Raw genomic sequence first — 19,047 nt, forward strand, 5'->3', positions numbered from 1 at the left:
GTCAGGTCCACCATGCTACACGAGCCGAGCTTTTGGATGCGATTTTAGCAAATGATTTTACCTGTCATCCCCGGCCTGGCGCGTACGGGAAGTGGATGGCCTTGTAGTAGTCCAGCGGTTTCGGCGGGGCCTGCACGCCCGGCGGCAGCGGCAAGCCGTTCACCGACTGGAAGTAGGCGATGCAGGCATTGCGCCACAATTCGGCGTTGGCCACCTGGCGCTGCAGGCGCTGCGCTACCTCCGCGTGGCGGCGCGCGTCGATCAGCGGCCGCAGCGCCATCCAGCGCGATTGCAGCTCGCGCGCGCCGCGTACGCCGGTGTCGTAGCGGTTTATCAGTTCGGCCCACAGGGTGCGCCCGGACGGCATCGCGTAGTCCCATGGCAGATGATGGAACCACAGCAGCAATTGCGCCGGCGTGGTACGCGGGTCGGCGTACTGACGCGCGATCTCCGGCGCATACTGTGCCAGCGCATTGGTGCCGCTGGCGGTGCGGTCGAAGCCGATCCCGTCGCGGGCGGCTCGGTGGTAATAGGTGGGATTCCAGTCCGGCCGTTCCAGATTGTCGATCCATGGCGCGGGACCGTGGTGGTGCGAGGTGCCCATCATGTGGTGCAGCCCCAGTGGCGTCATGTAATCGACCACGGTTTCGCGCGACATCATCAGGATGTCGACCACCGGCGCGCTCACGCGAGGATCGGGACTGAACGTCTGGGCGGCCCATTCGACGGCGATGTCGCGCGCCGATGCCTGCGGGTTCCACGCCAGACGGCCGAACGCGTACCAGTTGGCTTGGTCGAAATGGTGGCCGGTCCAGTTGCGGTCCGTGCCGATATTGGCCACGCCGGCCATGCCGGTCAGCGCCGGGCGCCCTGGCGACGCCGCAGGCAGGGCTTTGCCTTCGATGACCTGCGCCACGGTCAGACCTTGCGGCGCACGTTTGGTGTCCGCATGCAGCGTTTCTTCGAACATCGTGCCGAGGTAAGCCAGGTCGGTCGAGAAGCCGAGATACTCCTTGGTGATCTGGAATTCCATCAGCAGCGGGGTCTTGGGCATGCCGCCAAACAGCGGGTGGAACGGCTCGCGCGGCTGGAAGTCGATGGCGCCGTTTTTTACCTGCACCAGGACGTTGGGTGCGAATTTGCCGTCGAGCGGCGTAAATTCGTCGTAGGCCTGCTTGGCGCGGTCGGTGGCCTTGTCGTCTCCGTGGGCGTAGACGAAGGCGCGCCACATGACGATGCCCTGGTGCGGCGCCAAGGCGGCTGCCAGCATGTTGGCGCCGTCGACGTGCGTGCGGTGATAGTCCTGTGGGCCCGGCTGGCCCTCCGAGTTGGCCTTGACCAGGAAACCGCCGAAGTCCGGTATCGCACGATAGATCTCGTCTGCCTTGTTGCGCCACCATGCCTGCACTGCCGGCGAGAGCGGATCGGCGGTGTCGGTTTCATGCAGTTCCAGCGGTGTCGAGAAGCGCGCGGACAGATACACCTTGATGCCGTAGGGACGCAGGATGTCGGCGACGGCGGCCGCCTTGGCGATGAAGGCGGCGGTCAGCACCTCCGGTTTGGAGTTGACGTTATTAAGTACGGTGCCGTTGATGCCCAGCGACGCGTTGACGCGCGCGTAGTCGGTGTAGCGGCGGTCGGCGATGTCCGGCAGCGCCCACCAGTCCCAGATCGAGAATCCCGCGTAACCGCGTTCCACCGTGCGGTCCAGATTATCCCAGTGGTTCAGCATCCGCAGTTGCAGCTTGGGCGCCGAACTGGCTTCCGGCGCCGTGCCGGTGGCGGCCGCGCGCAGCCAGGCGAAGGAACCGTAGAGCAGGCCCACGTCGCTGTTGGCGGCGATCAGCGTCACGTTGTGGCCTTGTACGCGGGTTTTGCGCAGCAGGTAGCCTTCCTGGCCGAGCGTCGCCAGTTCCGCACGCAGCGGCGAGGAGGGCTGGGCCAGCTCCGGCAGCGATGCCGGCGTCGCCAGCACCAGCGCTCCGTCGCGTATCGCCGCCGATGTGGCCGGGGCGCTTCCCAGCATGCCTTGCAGCCCGCGTTGCAGCTCGCTCAAGGCGGCCTGCGAAGTCGGGGTTGGCTTGCCGGCCAGAACCAGCGTGCGTGCTTGCGGTTGCAGCTTCGCCTGCGCCGCGCGCTCCAGTGGGCGGTAGCGCAGCCACAGGTCGTAGCCGTCTTCGTCGGCGGCGCATGCCGGCGCCGCCGCAGCCAACGACAACAATACAGTCGCCATCAGCTTGATAAATATGTTTGCCATCTTGTCTCCGTTTGTATTTTTTTAGCGGGCGCGCGGGCTTTCCGGCGGCCCGAGGTAGCTGTCGCGCTGTCCGCCGGTGTCGACCACCAGTTTTTGCAGCACCAGGGCAGGGTCGATCACCCAGAATTTCAATGTGTGCTTGCCTGCGGTGTCGATGACGTGCCGGGAAGTCATCACGGTGGCGCCATCGGAGACGCTGCGCTCCCACGCTTTTTCGGAGCTGTCCGCATGCAGGTTGACGATCTGCGGTGCTTCGTCGTCGAACGAAATCGCGTAGCGCAGGCCTGGTCCCGGCTGGATCTTTTGGGTCGGCGCCAGCGTCGCGTGCACGGCGACCTTGCCCTTCGTGGTGAGCTGCATCTGATACTCCAGCCGCATTTGCGGCACGTTGTCGGCTGGCGCATCGACCGGCAGCGCGGTCATGCCGGACAGCGTACGGCCATGGTCGGGAATGCGCAGCCACTCGCGCTTTTCGGGCGCCACCGCGCGGGTGTAGTGTTCCGCCTCCATCGACACCACGCCGGCGGTTTCGATAAAGTCGCCTTTGGCGTCATTGGACATGCCGGTTGCGCGGCGCAGCGGCACGGCGACTGTGGTTTTTGCGCCGTTCGGGCCTGATATGGTCAACGTCGCGCGGTCGACGCCAGCGGGAATGTCGGCCCAGCGTACGTCGATCCCAACACGCTGCTCGCGTTCCACCCGGCCAGCGGGTTTATCGAGCACGATCCAGGGCGCGCTGGCGGTCACCTTATAGTCGAAAGGCTGCTGCCCGCGATTGAAGATTTCGATGTGGCGCTGCCGGCCCTCGTACTGGTCGAGTGCAGGCAACGCCAGCGTGTCGCCGGCTGGGCCCGGCCATACGTTGGCATTGCCTTCGACTGCCACGCCCATGTCGCCGTCTTTGGGAACCTGCACCTCGGTTACCGGTGGCATCACGTTGCGTGGAGGCTGATTCCAGTAGGTATAGCCTAGGTGGGTCTGCGACATCATCTGATTCCATTTGCCGCCGCTGATGTCCTCGTGATAGCGCCGCACCAGCTCCGCATCCTGCTGGAATAGCTGGCGCGTGCGCGCCGCCAGATCGTTGGTGGACGTGCGTCCCTGAAGGCCGTAAAGACGGTTCATGCCTGCGGTGACATACAGCTCGTTGACCACGGCGCTCGCCTGGACCGGATAGAGCACCAGCTGGAAGAAGGCGTCGCGCTTGGCGGCCGGCAGCGCGGCCGAAATGCGCTCGGCGCGTGCGGCGATGTCACGATACTCGTCGACGATGCGCGACGCTTCGCCGTAGTTGACCAGGCTGTAGGTGGTCGGTTCCAGTTGCTCCGGCTTGCGGCGGCCATTGTACTTCGCGTATTTGGCGACGATGTCGGCGATGTCGTCGGCGTGTTCCGGGCCGAACTCGCGCGTGGCCCACAGTTTCAGATAGTCCGGCAGGCGCTGCGCAGGCCAGGCGGCGGGGTTCCACGCATAGGTCAGGAAGAACTCGATCGGCACTTCCATCGGTTTGAGGTCGCCGACGTTGACGATCCACATGCGGTTGGCCTGGTACTGCCACGCCAGATGCATCTGCTCCCAAATTTTGGGCAGCGGCGTGACGTTGATCCACTTATAGGAACGCGGACCGCCGACGTAATCGAAGTGATAGTAGATACCGGCGCCACCGGCGCGCTTGCGCTCTTCCTGGGTGGGAAGGCGGCGTATATTGCCCCAGTTATCGTCGCACCAGAGCAGCATGACGTCGTCCGGAATGCGCATGCCTTTCTCGTAGTATTCCTGGACTTCCTTATACAGCGCCCAGGCTTGTGGCACCTTGGTGACATCCGGGTTGATTTCCCTGGCGATGGTCTCGCGCTGCCGGCTGACGATGCGCTCCAGCAGCGACACGTTGGATTCCTCCGACATCGGTTCGTCGCCATCGCCACGCATGCCGATGGTGATCATCTTTTCGTAGTCGCGGGTGTTGCGCAGGCCTTTGCTCCAGAAGTCATCCAGTACGCGGGCGTTTTTGTTGTAGTCCCACGGGCCTTTACCCTGGCGTTTCCATTCCTGCTGCGCGCGCATCATCGGCTCGTGGTGGGATGTGCCCATGACGATGCCGTATTCGTCGGCCAGCTTGCCGTTCAATTTGTCGTCGTCATAGAAGGCCGAGTTCCACATCGCCGGCCACAGGTAATTGGCGCGCAGGCGCAGCAACAGCTCGAAGACCTTGGTGTAAAACTCGTGGTTGTAGCCGCCGTAGCGCTGTTTGACCCAACCGGTCAGCGCCGGTTGTTCGTCGTTGAGGAAGATGCCACGGTATTGCACCACCGGGGCGTCGCTGACGGCGGCGGGGGCGGAGACGTAGATGCTGGCGTGGCTTGGCGCCGGCACATCGGCCCACCACTGCCACGGCGACACACCGATCTGTTCGGAGATTTCGTAGATGCCGTAAATGGCGCCGCGCTTGTCGCTGCCGGCGATCACCAGGGCGCGCTCGACGCCCGGCAGCGGATTGCGCAGCGTTTGCACTTGCCAGCCTTCCCATTTGCCTCTGATGGCGGTGACGTTTAGTTTACCGGCCTTTATCAGCTGGTCGATCAACGCGCTTTTGCCGATGGTGCCGATGATGATGACGTCCGCGCCTGTGGGTTTTCCGGTTTGCTCCAGCGCGGGACGGGCGGTGCTGACGCGGGCGATGTCCTCTTGCAGGTCGCGCGCGGCGCGCAGCACGCCAGCGTGGTCTGCCTTGTCGATGTAGATGGTGGCGGCGCGGCCGGCGCTGGCGAGAGTGACCGCGTCCGGGGCCGGGGCGTCGAATGTGGTCAGGCGTTTCTGGCCCAGCGCCTGGGCGGGGAGGGCGCAGCTTAATAACGCCAGCAGGAGGGCGCCTGCAAGGTGGAGTTGTCTCATTTTTTAATGGTTATCCATTTATTTTGTTTGTGGGCCTTTGTATGGCCTCTGGCGGTGCTTGGCGGATTACGCTTCGCTCATCCGCCCTACGTGTTGCTAAGGCTTTCCTATTTGTTGGGCGTGCATTTTTTTCGAAGCAGGTCGAGCGGGACAGCGTCGGCTAGTGCGCGGTAGCCTGTCAGTGATGGGTGCAGGTGGTCGCCGGAGTCCAGTGGCTTGCTGATTCTTTGCTGGTCTGCGGGGTCGCGCAGGGCGGCGTCGAAGTCGACCACGGCGTCGAACACGCCGGATTTGCGTATCCATTCGTTCATCTCCTGACGATCGGCTTCGTTTTCAGGCTCCGGGTGGTAGTAGTCGCTGCCGACATATGGCGTGATGGTTGCGCCAATCATACAGATGCCGCGCGCCTTGGCGCGTTCGGCCAGTTGGCGATGCGCGAGACGCAGATCGGCTAGTAGCTTTTTGCGGTCGGCAGGGAGATCCGGCGTGTTGCGGTGCTGGACGCCCAGGTCGTTTACGCCGATGAACACCAGCGCGTGCGTGACGCCGGCGCGCGACAGCACGTCGCGGTCGAAGCGTGACGCCAGGTTTGGCCCCAAACCGTCGCGCAGCACCCGGCCACCGCCGATGCCGGTGTTGACGATGCCCACCTGCTGGCCGTCCTGGCGCAGACGTGCGGCCAGCAGATCGGGCCAACGGTTGTTGCCGTCCGTGGTGACGCCGTAGCCGTCGGTGATGGAATCGCCAACCGCGACGAGGGCGCCCGTGCCGCGCGGCGCCTGTACGTCGACATCGCTCACCACGAACCAGCGCCCGATGGTGCCGGCACCGTCCCATTCGGCGTCCATAATGCGATTACCCTTGGTGAAAAAGCTGGTCGCGCGCGAGCCGGAATGGCTGGTCTGGCGTGGCGGCGCTTCCTTGAAGTACAGCGAGACGGCGAGGTCGCTGGCTGGTTTGACCTCCAGCGCGACGGGGTCACTATAATATTCGGCGCCGGCCGGGATCATCACCGAGGGGTTGCCATCGAAGGTGAGCGCGCGCGTAGAGGCGCCATCGATCTGCGCTTTGCCCGGCGCCAGCGCAAGGGCGACGCTGGCGCCTTCCACCGTCAAGGGCGCGGTCCCGTGCACATTGCTTAGTCGTACCCGCAGACGGCTGCCGCCCAGCGAGAGATGCACCGTCTGGCGCAAGCTGCCGTCGCGCCAATTCGCGGCCGGCAGTTCGTTGGCGGCGTCGGGTATCTGCTGCGCCGTACCCCACGAGGCGACCCAGTGGCTACCCTGCGACGGGACATCCCCGCCCGGGGAGGGGGCGTTCAGCGAAGCGCAGGCCGTCAGCGCCACAGCGGGTAAGATCGCCGCTATGGCGGTGACCAACAAGCCGCCGAAGCGGACGTATGACGCGTGTTGACTTGGTCGCATAAATCCTTCACACTGGTTAAATGTTAGCGCTTATCATTTTAGGGTAAAGGCATGGTACAGGCAACAAATTTAGACAAGTCGGCAGCACCGGTGATCACCGAAATGCGCGTCATCCCGGTGGCCGGCCACGACAGCATGCTGCTCAATTTGTGCGGCGCGCATGCGCCATACTTCACCCGCAATCTGGTCCTGCTAAAAGATAGCGCCGGCCATACCGGCATGGGCGAGGTGCCCGGCGGGGCGGGCATACTGCGCGCGCTGGAAAACGCTGTCCCGCTGGTGGTCGGCACGCAGATCGGCCGCTACAACCGCACGCTGAACGGGATCCGCGACGCCATCGCCAACAAGGATGTCAGCGGCCAGCAGTACCAGGTGACGTCGGAGGCGGAGGCGCAAGTGCTGAAGCAGCCGCACGAGATCAACCTGCGGCTGGAGAACGTGGTCACGGCCGTCGAGGCGGCGTTGCTCGATCTCCTCGGCCAGCATCTCGGCGTGCCGGTTTGTGAGCTGCTGGGCGCCGGCCAGCAGCGAGACCGCGTGCCGATGCTGGCCTACCTGTTCTACATCGGCGACCGCAATCGCACCGACCTGGATTATCTGGCCGGCCAGGGCGCCGCCAGCGACTGGTATCACATGCGCCATCAGGAGGCGATGACGCCTGCGGCTATCGCCAGGCTGGCCGAAGCGACGGTTGAAAAATACGGCTTCCGCGATTTCAAGCTCAAAGGTGGCGTGATGCACGGCGCAGAGGAGATGGACGCGGTGGCGGCGATCAAGGCCCGCTTCCCCGACGCCCGCGTGACCCTGGACCCGAACGGCGCATGGTCGCTGCGCGAGGCGATCGAAATCTGTCGCGGCAAGGGTCATTTGCTGGCTTACGCCGAAGACCCGTGCGGCCCCGAGAACGGCTATTCCGGCCGCGAGATCATGGCCGAATTCCGCCGCGCGACCGGCATCGCGACAGCTACCAACATGGTAGCCACCGACTGGCGCCAGATGGCCCACTCGCATTTACTCGGCGCTGTCGACATTCCGTTGGCCGATCCGCATTTCTGGACCATGCAAGGCTCCGTGCGACTGGCGCAGCTTTGCCACGAATGGGGACTCACCTGGGGTTCGCACTCGAATAACCACTTCGACGTTTCGCTGGCGATGTTCACGCATGCGGCGGCCGCCGCGCCGGGTAAAATCACCGCTATCGATACGCACTGGATCTGGCAGGAAGGTCAGGAACGGCTGACGCGCGAACCGCTGCAAATCGTCGGCGGCGAGGTTGAGGTGCCGCAGGCGCCGGGTCTTGGCGTCGAGCCGGACATGGAGCGCATCGAGGCGGCGCACCAACTGTACAAGAAGGTCGCATCCACCGCGCGCGACGACGCGATGGCGATGCGGTATCTGGTGCCCGAATGGACGTATTACCCTAACAAACCGAGTCTGGGAAGAACATGAAAAATCAACTGAAGCATGCGCCAACTGCAGTGTATTTGCCGGCCGACCTGCCGGCGGCGCTGCTGGTGGGTCGCGTGTGGCGCGACGATGTCAATGGCCCGTGCGTGGTGGTCGTGCGCGACGGCGAAGTATTCGATATCACTGCCCGCAGCGCCACTGTAGCAGACCTGCTGGACAGGGAAGATCCGGCCGGCTTCGCGCGTGGCGCGCAGGGCGAGTCGCTGGGCCGCGTTGAGGCGCTGATCGAAGGCGCGCTGGGCGCGGATGCCGCCACACGCAGCCCTCGCCTGCTGGCGCCATGCGACGTGCAGGCGGTCAAGGCCTGCGGAGTGACCTTCGCCGTCAGCCTGCTCGAACGCGTGATCGAAGAGCAGGCCGGCGGCGACGCCGCGCGCGCCGATGCGCTGCGCAGCACGCTGCTTAAGGATATCGGAGCCGACCTGTCGGCCATCAAACCCGGTTCGCCGGAAGCCGAAAGGCTCAAGCAGCAGTTCATCGAGCGCGGCGCCTGGTCGCAGTACATGGAAGTGGGTATCGGGCCGTACGCGGAGGTGTTCTCCAAGGCGCAGCCGATGTCCGCGGTCGGCTTTGGCGCCGATGTCGGCCTGCATCCGGATTCGAAGTGGAACAATCCCGAGCCGGAAATCGTGCTGGCCGTGAACAGCCGCGCACAGGCGGTGGGCGCCACGCTAGGCAACGACGTCAATCTGCGCGACATCGAAGGCCGCAGCGCGCTTTTGCTGGGCAAGGCCAAGGATAACAACGGCTCGTGCGGCATGGGGCCATTCATTCGTCTGTTCGACGATTCCTTCACCATCGATACGGTGCGCAACGCCGAGCTGCGGCTGCTGATCGAAGGCGCGGACGACGGGTTCCGCCTCGACGGCGAGAGCCGCATGCGCGAAATCAGCCGCGATCCGCTGGACCTGGTGGCGCAAACCGCCGGCGCGCATCACCAATATCCGGACGGTTTCATGCTTTTCCTCGGCACGATGTTCTCGCCCATCAAAGACCGTGGCGCGCCGGGAGCGGGCTTCACCCACAAGCTGGGGGACCGCGTCAGCATCGCCAGCCCTTCTCTCGGAACCCTGGTCAACCACGTTCAGCGCAGCGACGCCATCGCGCCCTGGACCTTCGGCGTGCGCGCGCTGTACCGCAATCTGGCGCAACGCGGGTTGTTGGGCGGGTAGCCCAGTGGCTGTATAGCAGGACCCGATCAAACCAATACAACAAAATGGAGATGAACAAGATGGTCCAAACAACTTCCGTAGAGAAGAAGATGGTATGAGTGCATTCCAAATTCAACCAGAATGCATCTGGGCGCTCGGCGCGACCCTGGGCGAAGGCCCGGTGTGGCATGCGGAGAACAATGCCCTGTATTTCGTCGATATCAAGGAGCGCAAGGTACATCGCTGCGGCGAGGACGGCGGCCTGCGCCAGAGCTGGAGCTTGCCCGATGAAGTAGGCTTTGCGCTGCCGATGCGCGGTGGCGATTTTGTCTGCGGCCTGCCGGGCCAGTTGATGCGTTTCTCGTTCCTCAGCGGCGCCTTGGACCTGCTGCATGAAGTGGAGACGGATTTGCCGGGCAACCGCTTGAACGACGGGTATATCGATCGTCACGGCGCATTGTGGTTTGGCTCCATGGACAACGCCGAGGTGCAAGCCAGCGGCTCGCTGTACCGCGTGCAGCGCAAGGGCCAGCCGCGCCGCAAGGACAAGGGCTACGTCATCACCAACGGACCGTCCTGCAGCCCGGATGGCCGCACCTTCTATCACACCGACACGCTGGAGAAGACCGTCTATGCCTTCGACATCGACGATGCCGGCCATTTGACCAACAAGCGCGTATTCGTGCGGATCGCCGGGGAAGGCTACCCGGACGGCACCACCGTCGATTCCGATGGCGCCGTGTGGATCGCGTTGTTCGCCGGCGCGCGCATCGAGCGTTATTCGCCGCAGGGTGAATTGATCGACACCGTGCCGATGCCTTGTTCGAACATCACCAAGATCGCGTTCGGCGGCCATGACCTGCGCACGGTGTTCGTCACCACGGCGCGCAAAGGATTGTCGGAGGAGGCGTTGGCCGCCGAGCCGCTCGCCGGTGGTGTGTTCCGCTTCCGCGTACCGACACCGGGCCAGATTCAGCACCAGTTCTAAAGTAGGGTTTTTGCACCCCTGAAATCGTTTTCATATTATAGTAAGTCGGTAGTCCAGTAAAACCAACTAAAACATTCGGAGATGTAGCACATGAAAAGTAACCGCAGGCAGTTCCTGTCCTCGATGACCGGCGTGGCCGGCCTGTCCGTGATGTCGGCGCCGATGGCGCTGGCGGCGGCCGCGCAGGCGCCGTACAAAAATCCGTCGCTGCCGCTGGAAAAGCGCGTGGACGATCTGCTGGGCCGCATGACGCTGGACGAAAAAATCGCGCAGCTCCAATGTATCTGGCAGAAGAAGACCGAGATGCAGGATGCCGCCGGCGAGTTCTCCGCCGAAAAGGCCAAGAAGAACTACCCGAACGGCATGGGCATGCTGGGTCGTCCTTCGGACCGTCAGCTCGGCCAGGCCGCCGGCGCTGGCGATACCGGCGAGAAGGCCAATCGCAACGCGCTGGAGACGGCGAACTACGTCAACGCGGCGCAAAAATGGGCGGTCGAACAGACCCGTCTTGGCATTCCGATGCTGACGCACGAGGAAGCGCTGCACGGCTACGTGGCGCGCGACGCCACCAGCTTCCCGCAGGCGATCGGTCTGGCTTCGTCGTTCGACCCGGAATTGGTCGAGAAGGTTTTCAGTGTGGCGGCGCGCGAGATGCGCGTGCGCGGGGCAAACCTGGCGCTGGCCCCTGTGGTCGACGTGGCGCGCGAACCGCGCTGGGGACGCATCGAAGAGACCTATGGCGAAGATCCGTATCTGTGCGGCGAGATGGGCAAGGCGGCGGTGATCGGGTTCGCCGGCAAGGACAAAACGCTGGCCAAGGACAAGGTCTTCGTCACGCTCAAGCACATGACGGGCCACGGCCAGCCCGAGAGCGGCACCAACATCGGCCCGGCCGAAATCAGCGAGCGCACGCTGCGCGAGGACTTCTTCCCGCCGTTCGAAAAACTGATCAGGGAAACCAACGTCGGCGCGGTCATGCCGTCGTATAACGAGATCGGCGGCATCCCGTCGCACGCCAATCACTGGCTGCTGCACAAAGTGTTGCGCGAGGAGTGGGGCTTCAAGGGCCTGACCGTGTCCGACTACTTCGGCATCAAGGAACTGGTCACGCGCCACAAGCTTGCTGTTGACGCGAAAGAGGCGGGCCTGCTCGCATTCAAGGCCGGCGTCGATGTCGAAACCCCGGACGGCGAGGGCTATCTGGCCCTGGCTGCGCTGGTGAAGGAAAAGCGCATCAGCGAAAAAGAGATCGATGTCGTGGTGCGCCGTGTGCTGACCCTGAAGTTCCAGGCGGGCCTGTTCGAACAGCCCTACGTCGACGCCAAGGTCGCCGACAGCCTCACCGCCACGCCGGATGCCATCGCCCTGGCGCGGCTGTCGGCCACGCGCACGCCGGTATTGCTGAAAAATGACAAGGGTGTGCTGCCGCTGAACGGGAAAAAAGTCGGCAAGGTGCTGCTGGTCGGAACCCACGCGAAGGACACGCCGATCGGCGGGTATTCGGATATACCGCGCCACGTGGTGTCGATCTACGACGGCCTGCTGGCCGAGAGCAAGGCGCAGGGCTTCGAGCTGGCGTATTCGGAAGGCGTGCGCATCACCGAGGAGCGTATCTGGGGCAAGGACGAGATCAAGTTCGTCAAACCGGAAGTCAATGCGAAGTTGATCGAAGAGGCGGTGAAGGCGGCGAAATCGGCCGACACCATCATCCTGGTCCTCGGCGACAACGAGCAGACCAGCCGCGAGGCGTGGGCCGACGAGCACTTGGGCGATCGCGCAAGCCTGGATTTGATGGGACAGCAAAACGATCTGGCGGCGGCGATCTTCGCGCTGGGTAAGCCGACGGTGGTGTTCCTGCTGAACGGCCGTCCGTTGTCGGTCAACCTGCTGGCCGAGAAGGCCGATGCGCTGATCGAGGGCTGGTATATGGGGCAGGAGACGGGCAATGCTGCTGCCGATTTGCTGTTCGGCCGCGCCAACCCTGGCGGCAAACTGCCGGTGTCGATTGCGCGTAACGTCGGTCAGCTACCGGTGTTCTACAACCACAAGCCTTCGGCCCGCCGTGGTTATATCGATGGCAGCACCAAGCCGTTGTATCCGTTCGGGTTCGGACTGAGTTACACGACGTTCGACATCTCGGCGCCGCGCCTGACGAAGGAGTCGATCGGCATTGCGGGCACGACCTCGGTGCAGGTCGATGTGACCAATACCGGCAAGCTGGCGGGTGACGAGGTTGTGCAGATCTATATTCGGGATGACGTCAGTTCGGCGACGCGCCCGGTTCTGGAATTGAAGGCGTTCAAGCGCGTGACGTTGCAGCCGGGTGAGAAACGCACGCTGACGTTCGATATCAAACCGTCGGATTTGTGGTTCTTCAATGCGCAGATGAAGCGGGTGGTGGAGCCGGGTAGTTTTACCATACACGCCGGTCCCGATAGCGTGAAGTTGAAGTCCGTGAAGCTGATGGTGGGGTAAGAGGTCGTTTGATGACGGGATGCGCTCGAAGCGCTTCCCGCCATCTTCATTTTACCGGTAGCGGTACAACTTCACCTTCTGCATCGTGAAATCACCGGTCACCAGCATGATTTGACGGCCCTGGTGAATCTCGTCGCCATTGAGCCAGCGTCCATCCTTCCATTTGCCGTTTTCGTACGTCCCTTCGTTCACCTTCTCCAGCCCGACCATATCCCCGGCCCCGGTGGCATCGGTGAACTTCACCGTCAGTCCTTTGCCTGCCAGCAGAAACTCGTCGTCCGACAGCTTGATGATCAAGCCTCCGCAGCCCTCCAGATCCTTGTTGTCCGTTTTGGCCCAGGGATTGCTGAAGCTGACCTGTAAGTTATAGCCGCCCATCGTCACCTGCTGCGGCGACGCGTCGACCACGCCGTCATAAGACACCTTGGCTTTAAAGCCGCGCATATTGCCGCTGCCTTGCACCTGGTTGATCAGAGGCGTCAACTGGCGCAGCAGTCGATAGGCCTTCGGCAGCGGATCGGTCGGTTCGCTGTCCTCCACGCCAAACGGCGAGAAGCCAAACGCATCGAACTCGCCGATCGCATAAAAAGCCTTGGCCGCCGCATCATGCCGGCCGGCGTTATCGGCTTCCGGGATGAACAGCGGATTGTCGGGCCGCTTGAACTGCGGCGCCCAGTCGGTGAAGTTGGGGAAGTAGGTATCGATCGCCAGTACATCGATCGACGGGGCGCCGGCCTTCCAGATATCGAACAGGTGCGGCAGCGGTCCTGCGCTCGGATATTCGCCCGGCTTCTTGCCTGGCCGGTTGAGCGCCGCGTTGACGTACATCGGCAGCGGATACGCCGCCTTGCCGGCCGCCGTCATGGTCTCCACGAAGCTAGCGTAGCCCCAGGCCTGGAAAATCTCTTCCGCGCCGACAGATGTGCCGAATACCTCGGCCCAGGTGCCGCTGGTGCGATGGCCGTTGGCGGCCCACAGCGCCTGCACCGACGGATGCAACCTGGCGCGGTTGGCGACGAGGTAGTCCGTCAAGACCTTTGGCACCTGGCCGGCGATGGCGGCGTTGGCCAGCGGGCCGTAGTCGCGTACATCCGGCAGCATGCCGATCTCGTTCTCCACCTGCACCATGACCACGGTGCGTTCGCTGTCGGCCTGTTTGAGGTGCGCCAGCAGCGCGCGGTAGGCTGCCGTGTCGGCGGCCAGCGTCTTCTGACTGAATGGCGTCAGCACCTCCTGCGGCGCGCCGTTGCGGGCGAGCGCGCGCGGGAAGCGCTGGGCGTCGCGCTTGACCCAAGGCGGCACGTAGGTCGACATCGAATTCTTCCAGGCGCCAAACCAGAGCAGAATCAGCTTCTTGTCGTTGGCGCGCGCCTGTTTGAGCATGCCATCGAGGACGGTGAAATCGAAGCGGCCTTCGACCGGCTCGATCTGGTCCCACTGTACCGGCGCCAGCACGGTGTTCAGTTCCGCGCCTTTAAGCGCAGGCCATAGTTTGTTCAGGTACGGCAGGTGCGATGCGGATGAATTATGCAGTTCGCCGCCAAGGACGAGGAAGGGCTGGTCGTTGACCATCAATTGCGTTGCCGTGCCTTGTTTGCGCAGGTATGGCACTGAATTGGCCGCCAGCGCGGCGCCACCCTCCAGCAAGAACAGCGCGAAGGCGCAGGTGAGTGCGGCGCGTCGTGTCGGTGCGAGCATGGTGCTCCTAAAAATCCAGTTAAAAAAACACCGTCGCAGTGATGCGACGGTGTACAAACTGCCCCGGGGAGGGGCAGGAGAGCTAGAACCCGGTCCAGAAAAACGCGCTGCGATCATCGTGGTGAGTGCGAATGATTGCGCGACCATTTCAGTGTAGGTTCGACCCCCGGCCCTTGTCAACAGAAAGTTGTCAGAAAATGTTAACCGCAAACATTTGGTGTCGTAGCGTGGGTTATTTGACGAAATTGTCCTTGATCATATCGACCACGTCGCTGCCACGTCCGCTGAGGACGGCCTTGACCGAATACAGCGCCGTGCCTAGCACCTGGGAAGCCTGTATGTTCGGCGGCATCACCAGTTCGAAGCGGTCGGTGGTGACATCGAGCAGCGCGGGGCCAGGATGCGCCAGCCAAGCCTGCACCTCAGATTCCAGTTCCGTCGCCGATTCCACGCGGCGGCCGTAGATGCCGATCGCCTCGGCGACGGCGGCGAAATTCGGATTCTTCAACTCGGTATAGGCGTCCAGCAGGCCTTCGACCTTTTGTTCCAGCTCGACGAAGCCCAGCGAACCGTTGTTGTAGACGGCGACCTTGATGGCGATGTTTTCCTGTACCGCCGTGATCAAGTCGCCCATCATCATCGTCAGGCCGCCGTCGCCGGACAGCGAGATGACCTGGCGCTGCGGGAAGGCTTTCTTGGCGCCCAGCGCCTGCGGCATCGCGTTGGCCATGGTCCCGTGGGTCAGGCTGACCAGCGTGCGGCGTTTGCCGGTGGCGCGAGTATGGCGCAGCACCCAGACCATCGGCGAGCCGCCGTCGGCGGTGAAGATGGCGTCGTCGTCGGCGTGCTTGTCGATCAAAGCGGTGAGGTATTGCGGTCGTATCGTGCTGCCGTCGCCCAGCGTGGCACGCTCGTTGAGGTGGGCGGTGGCCTTTTGGTGGCGCTCGACGCAGTGGTCGAGGAATTGGCGCTCGCCGCGCGCCTGCACGCGCGGAAGCAGCGCGGCCAGCGTGGTGGCGATGTCGCCGACGGCGCCCACTTCGATCGGGTGGCGCCGTCCGAGGTGGGTAGGATCGATGTCGATCTGGATGATGCGGGCGTGCGCCGGATAGTACTGGCGCCAGGCGAAGTCGCAGCCCAGCAAAAGCAGGGTGTCGCATTCGGTTACGGCATGGTAGCCGGAGTCGATGCCGAAGATGCCGGTCATGCCGACGTTGTAGGGATTGTCGTACTCGACAAAATCCTTGGCGCGCGACGTGTGCGCGATCGGCGCCTTGATACGCTCGGCCAGCGCCATCAGCTGACCGTGCGCGCCTTCGCAACCCGAGCCGGCGTAGATCGCGACCTTTTTACCGTCGTTGATGATTTCGGCGATGCGGTTCATTTCCGTTTCGGACGGCCGGGTTTGCGGCTGCGGCAGATGGACGGAGAAATGCGGTTCGTCGACCGCCGATTCCTTCGACAGGTCGACCGGCAGGATGATCACCGCGACGCCGCCCTTGGTGATTGCCGCCTGCGCCGCCATGGCGGTGATGCGCTTGGCGTGTGCCGGCGTGCGGATCTCCTGGCAAAAAACGCTGCAATGGTCGTAAATCGGTTTGTAGTCGACTTCCTGCGGGAAGTCGGTGCCCAACTCGTCGCGGGTGATCTGGCTGGCGATCAGCACCACCGGCGAGCGGTTGCGGTGCGCCTCGAACAAGCCGTTGATGAAGTGCAGGCTGCCCGGCCCGCACGAGCCGGCGCACAGCGTCAGGCGCTTGGCGACGATGGCTTCGGCGCCGGCGGCGAAACCGCCGGCTTCCTCGTGACGCACATGCACCCATTCGATCTCGCTGCGGCGGATCGCGTCGGTGATGTAATTGAGCGAATCGCCGGGAATGCCCCAGCAATGTTTGGCCCCTGCCTGCTGCAGGGTTTCGATAACGACTTCTGCGACTGTCTTGGCCATGATTGAATTCCTGTTCAATGATTGGATGAACCTAGTTTATCGATAGATACGGTTGGGCAGCGCACGCGTCTCTAGGCGTACGTTGCCGTACATACTATTTTTGGCGATTGGATGATGCTTAAACAAAATTGTTATAGGAATGATTTATGGCCAAGCACCGTCCCTCAGCCCCGGACGAACAAGCCCGCCCCGTGATCGAGACGGGAGCCTCGGGCTACGTCCGTGTGCGCGGCGCGCGCGAGCACAATCTTCAAAACGTCGATGTCGACATCCCGCGCAACGCGCTGGTGGTGTTCACTGGCGTATCCGGCTCCGGTAAATCCTCGCTGGCTTTCGGCACCTTGTACGCGGAGGCGCAACGGCGCTATCTGGAATCGGTGTCGCCGTACGCGCGGCGTTTGTTCCACCAGATGGCGGTGCCCGAGGTGGACGCCATCGACGGCCTGCCGCCGGCGGTGGCGTTGCAGCAGCAGCGCGGCGCGCCGACCACCCGGTCGTCCGTCGGTAGTGTCAGCACCTTGTCCAATTCACTGCGCATGCTGTACTCGCGCGCCGGCGATTATCCACCCGGTCAGGAACTGCTGTACGCGGAATCGTTCTCTCCCAATACGCCGCAGGGCGCGTGTCCGCAGTGTCATGGGCTGGGCAGGGTGTACGAGGCCACCGAGCGTTCGATGGTCCCGGATGACAGCCTGACGATACGCGAGCGCGCGGTGGCGGCGTGGCCGACCGCCTGGCACGGACAGAATTTGCGCGATATCCTGGTGACGCTCGGTTACGACGTCGACACCCCATGGCGCGACCTGCCCAAGAAGCAGCGCGACTGGATCCTGTTCACGGATGAGCAGCCCACCGTGCCGGTGTACGCGGGCCTGACGCCGGCCGAGGCGCGGCGCGCGCACAAGCGCAACGAGACACCGAGCTACCAGGGCACCTTCACCGGTGCGCGCAAATACGTGCTGCAGACGTTCGCGGGTACCGAAAGCGCGATCATGAAGAAGCGCGTGTCGCAGTATTTGGTCGGCATGGATTGCCCGACCTGCGACGGCAAGCGGTTGCGGACCGAATCGCTGTCGGTGACGTTCTGCGGCCACGATATCACCGAGATCGGCCGCCTGCCTTTGCAGCGGCTGGCGCAGATGCTCGAGCCTTATGCCCACGGCAAACCGCCGGCCGCGAAAACCAAGGCCAAGGCGAAGGACGCCGAGCGTCATCCTGAAAAAGCCATCGTCACCCAGCGCATCGCGCAGGATCTGGTGGCGCGTCTCGCCGTGCTGCTGGACCTTGGTCTCGGATATCTGAGTCTTGAGCGCGGTACGCCGACGCTATCGCCCGGCGAACTTCAACGGCTCCGGCTTGCCACGCAGGTGCGTTCCAGTTTATTCGGCGTGGTCTACGTGCTGGATGAACCGTCGGCGGGCCTGCATCCCGTCGATACCGAGGCGCTATTGCGGGCTCTGGACCGGCTCAAGGCGGCGGGCAACTCGCTGTTCGTCGTCGAACATGCGCTGGATGTCATCAGACATGCCGACTGGATCGTCGACGTCGGCCCGAAAGCCGGTCAACAGGGCGGCCGCATTCTGTACAGCGGCGCGCCGGAGGGCCTGGCCGACGTGGATGAATCACGCACCGCGCGCTATTTGTTCGAGCGTGTCGAGCGCTCGTCGCGCACGGCACGGGCGCCGGCCGACTGGTTAAGCCTGCGCGGCGTCGAGCGCAATAACCTGCATGGCGTGGATGCCGATTTTCCGCTCGGGGTATTGACCAGCGTGAGCGGCGTTTCCGGCTCCGGAAAATCCAGCCTTGTGAGTCAGGCACTGGTTCAGCTGGTGCTGGCGCAGCTGGGACAGAGCGCGCCCGCGGCCGAAATGGAAACCGATTTGGTCGAAGCGGCGCTTGACGACACGGGCAGCGGCGATGTGCGCGGCCGCATCGTCGCCGGTATGAAGGGCGTGCGCCGCCTGGTGCAGGTAGACCAGCGGCCGATCGGACGCACGCCGCGCTCCAATCTCGCAACCTACACCGGTTTGTTCGACCACGTGCGCAAGCTGTTTGCGGCCACCAGGTCGGCGCGCGCGCGCCACTACGACGCCGGACGGTTCTCGTTCAATGTCGCCAAAGGCCGCTGCCCGAACTGCGCTGGCGAAGGCTTTGTGATGGTCGAACTGCTGTTCCTGCCCAGCGTCTACGCCCCATGCCCGGAATGCGAGGGCGCCCGCTACAATCCGGACACGCTGGCCGTGCGCTACCGCGACCGCAATATCGCCGAGGTGCTTCAGATGACGGTGGACGCGGCCTGGGAATTCTTCGCCGAGGAAGCGCCGCTGCGGCACGCGCTCGACGTGTTGCGGGCGGTGGGACTGGGCTATCTGCGCCTGGGCCAACCGGCGACGGAGTTGTCCGGTGGCGAAGCGCAGCGCATCAAGCTGGCGACCGAACTACAGCGCGCCAGTCGCGGCGATACCTTGTATGTGCTCGACGAGCCGACCACGGGGCTGCACCCGTCCGATATCGAGCTGCTGATGACGCAGCTGCACGGTTTGGTGGACGCAGGCAACACCGTGGTGGTGGTCGAGCACAACATGCAGGTGCTGGCCGACAGCGATTGGGTCATCGATGTCGGCCCGGGCGCGGGCGAGCAGGGCGGCGCAATCGTCGCGGCCGGGCCACCGGCTGAGCTGGCGAAAAACAAGCACAGCCGCACGGCGCCCTATCTCGACCGGGCGATCAAGTCATCCACCTGATTG

General features: G+C 63.7%; 10 protein-coding genes. 5 read left to right on the top strand and 5 right to left on the bottom strand.

What is annotated here, in order from left to right; all coding sequences use genetic code 11:
* Window positions 1-64: 64 nt before the first annotated feature.
* The 3 genes from ACZ0BA_RS07285 to ACZ0BA_RS07295 form a co-directional block, all read right to left on the bottom strand.
* Complete coding sequence (locus tag ACZ0BA_RS07285; RefSeq protein ID WP_463450655.1) at window positions 65-2,257, bottom strand: alpha-glucuronidase family glycosyl hydrolase; 2,193 nt, start codon at window positions 2,255-2,257, stop codon at window positions 65-67.
* 21 nt (window positions 2,258-2,278) lie between these two features.
* Window positions 2,279-5,149: a glycosyl hydrolase 115 family protein gene (locus ACZ0BA_RS07290; RefSeq protein WP_463450656.1), complete on the bottom strand. Its 2,871-nt coding sequence runs from the start codon at window positions 5,147-5,149 to the stop codon at window positions 2,279-2,281.
* Window positions 5,150-5,256: 107 nt separating this feature from the next.
* Complete coding sequence (locus ACZ0BA_RS07295; protein WP_463450657.1) at window positions 5,257-6,573, bottom strand: SGNH/GDSL hydrolase family protein; 1,317 nt, start codon at window positions 6,571-6,573, stop codon at window positions 5,257-5,259.
* Between the two features lie 51 nt (window positions 6,574-6,624).
* Between ACZ0BA_RS07295 and ACZ0BA_RS07300 the strand changes: the two genes are divergently transcribed.
* The 4 genes from ACZ0BA_RS07300 to ACZ0BA_RS07315 all read left to right on the top strand — a co-directional run bounded on the left by ACZ0BA_RS07300 (window position 6,625) and on the right by ACZ0BA_RS07315 (window position 12,654).
* Complete coding sequence (locus ACZ0BA_RS07300; RefSeq protein WP_463450658.1) at window positions 6,625-8,022, top strand: enolase C-terminal domain-like protein; 1,398 nt, start codon at window positions 6,625-6,627, stop codon at window positions 8,020-8,022.
* Window positions 8,019-9,212 carry a fumarylacetoacetate hydrolase family protein gene (locus ACZ0BA_RS07305; RefSeq protein WP_463450659.1) on the top strand — a complete coding sequence of 398 codons (1,194 nt, stop codon included), beginning with the start codon at window positions 8,019-8,021 and terminating at the stop codon, window positions 9,210-9,212. The genes ACZ0BA_RS07300 and ACZ0BA_RS07305 overlap by 4 nt, the downstream gene beginning before the upstream one ends.
* 94 nt (window positions 9,213-9,306) lie before the next feature.
* The gene (locus ACZ0BA_RS07310) at window positions 9,307-10,179 is read left to right on the top strand and encodes an SMP-30/gluconolactonase/LRE family protein (protein ID WP_463450660.1); all 873 of its coding nucleotides are present in this window, start codon (window positions 9,307-9,309) and stop codon (window positions 10,177-10,179) included.
* A 90-nt stretch (window positions 10,180-10,269) separates the two neighbouring features.
* Window positions 10,270-12,654: a glycoside hydrolase family 3 N-terminal domain-containing protein gene (locus tag ACZ0BA_RS07315; RefSeq protein WP_463450661.1), complete on the top strand. Its 2,385-nt coding sequence runs from the start codon at window positions 10,270-10,272 to the stop codon at window positions 12,652-12,654.
* A 51-nt stretch (window positions 12,655-12,705) separates the two neighbouring features.
* Here the strand turns inward: ACZ0BA_RS07315 and ACZ0BA_RS07320 are convergent, their stop codons facing one another.
* Complete coding sequence (locus ACZ0BA_RS07320) at window positions 12,706-14,352, bottom strand: GH35 family beta-galactosidase (RefSeq protein ID WP_463450662.1); 1,647 nt, start codon at window positions 14,350-14,352, stop codon at window positions 12,706-12,708.
* 232 nt (window positions 14,353-14,584) lie between these two features.
* Window positions 14,585-16,300: a thiamine pyrophosphate-dependent enzyme gene (locus tag ACZ0BA_RS07325; RefSeq protein WP_463450663.1), complete on the bottom strand. Its 1,716-nt coding sequence runs from the start codon at window positions 16,298-16,300 to the stop codon at window positions 14,585-14,587.
* A 146-nt stretch (window positions 16,301-16,446) separates the two neighbouring features.
* On the opposite strand from ACZ0BA_RS07325, the gene ACZ0BA_RS07330 reads away from it, so the two are divergent.
* Window positions 16,447-19,044: an excinuclease ABC subunit UvrA gene (locus ACZ0BA_RS07330; RefSeq protein WP_463450664.1), complete on the top strand. Its 2,598-nt coding sequence runs from the start codon at window positions 16,447-16,449 to the stop codon at window positions 19,042-19,044.
* Window positions 19,045-19,047: the final 3 nt, after the last annotated feature.

The sequence above is a fragment of the Duganella sp. AC917 genome (assembly GCF_979258245.1).

What these genes read in the sequence shown, in the direction of transcription:
- ACZ0BA_RS07285 (WP_463450655.1), bottom strand. Translation starts at nt 2,257, where the DNA reads ATGGCAAACATATTTATCAAGCTGATGGCGACTGTATTGTTGTCGTTG.
- ACZ0BA_RS07300 (WP_463450658.1), top strand. Translation starts at nt 6,625, where the DNA reads ATGGTACAGGCAACAAATTTAGACAAGTCGGCAGCACCGGTGATCACC.
- ACZ0BA_RS07305 (WP_463450659.1), top strand. Translation starts at nt 8,019, where the DNA reads ATGAAAAATCAACTGAAGCATGCGCCAACTGCAGTGTATTTGCCGGCC.
- ACZ0BA_RS07325 (WP_463450663.1), bottom strand. Translation starts at nt 16,300, where the DNA reads ATGGCCAAGACAGTCGCAGAAGTCGTTATCGAAACCCTGCAGCAGGCA.
- ACZ0BA_RS07330 (WP_463450664.1), top strand. Translation starts at nt 16,447, where the DNA reads ATGGCCAAGCACCGTCCCTCAGCCCCGGACGAACAAGCCCGCCCCGTG.
- ACZ0BA_RS07310 (WP_463450660.1), top strand. Translation starts at nt 9,307, where the DNA reads ATGAGTGCATTCCAAATTCAACCAGAATGCATCTGGGCGCTCGGCGCG.
- ACZ0BA_RS07290 (WP_463450656.1), bottom strand. Translation starts at nt 5,149, where the DNA reads ATGAGACAACTCCACCTTGCAGGCGCCCTCCTGCTGGCGTTATTAAGC.
- ACZ0BA_RS07295 (WP_463450657.1), bottom strand. Translation starts at nt 6,573, where the DNA reads ATGCGACCAAGTCAACACGCGTCATACGTCCGCTTCGGCGGCTTGTTG.
- ACZ0BA_RS07320 (WP_463450662.1), bottom strand. Translation starts at nt 14,352, where the DNA reads ATGCTCGCACCGACACGACGCGCCGCACTCACCTGCGCCTTCGCGCTG.
- ACZ0BA_RS07315 (WP_463450661.1), top strand. Translation starts at nt 10,270, where the DNA reads ATGAAAAGTAACCGCAGGCAGTTCCTGTCCTCGATGACCGGCGTGGCC.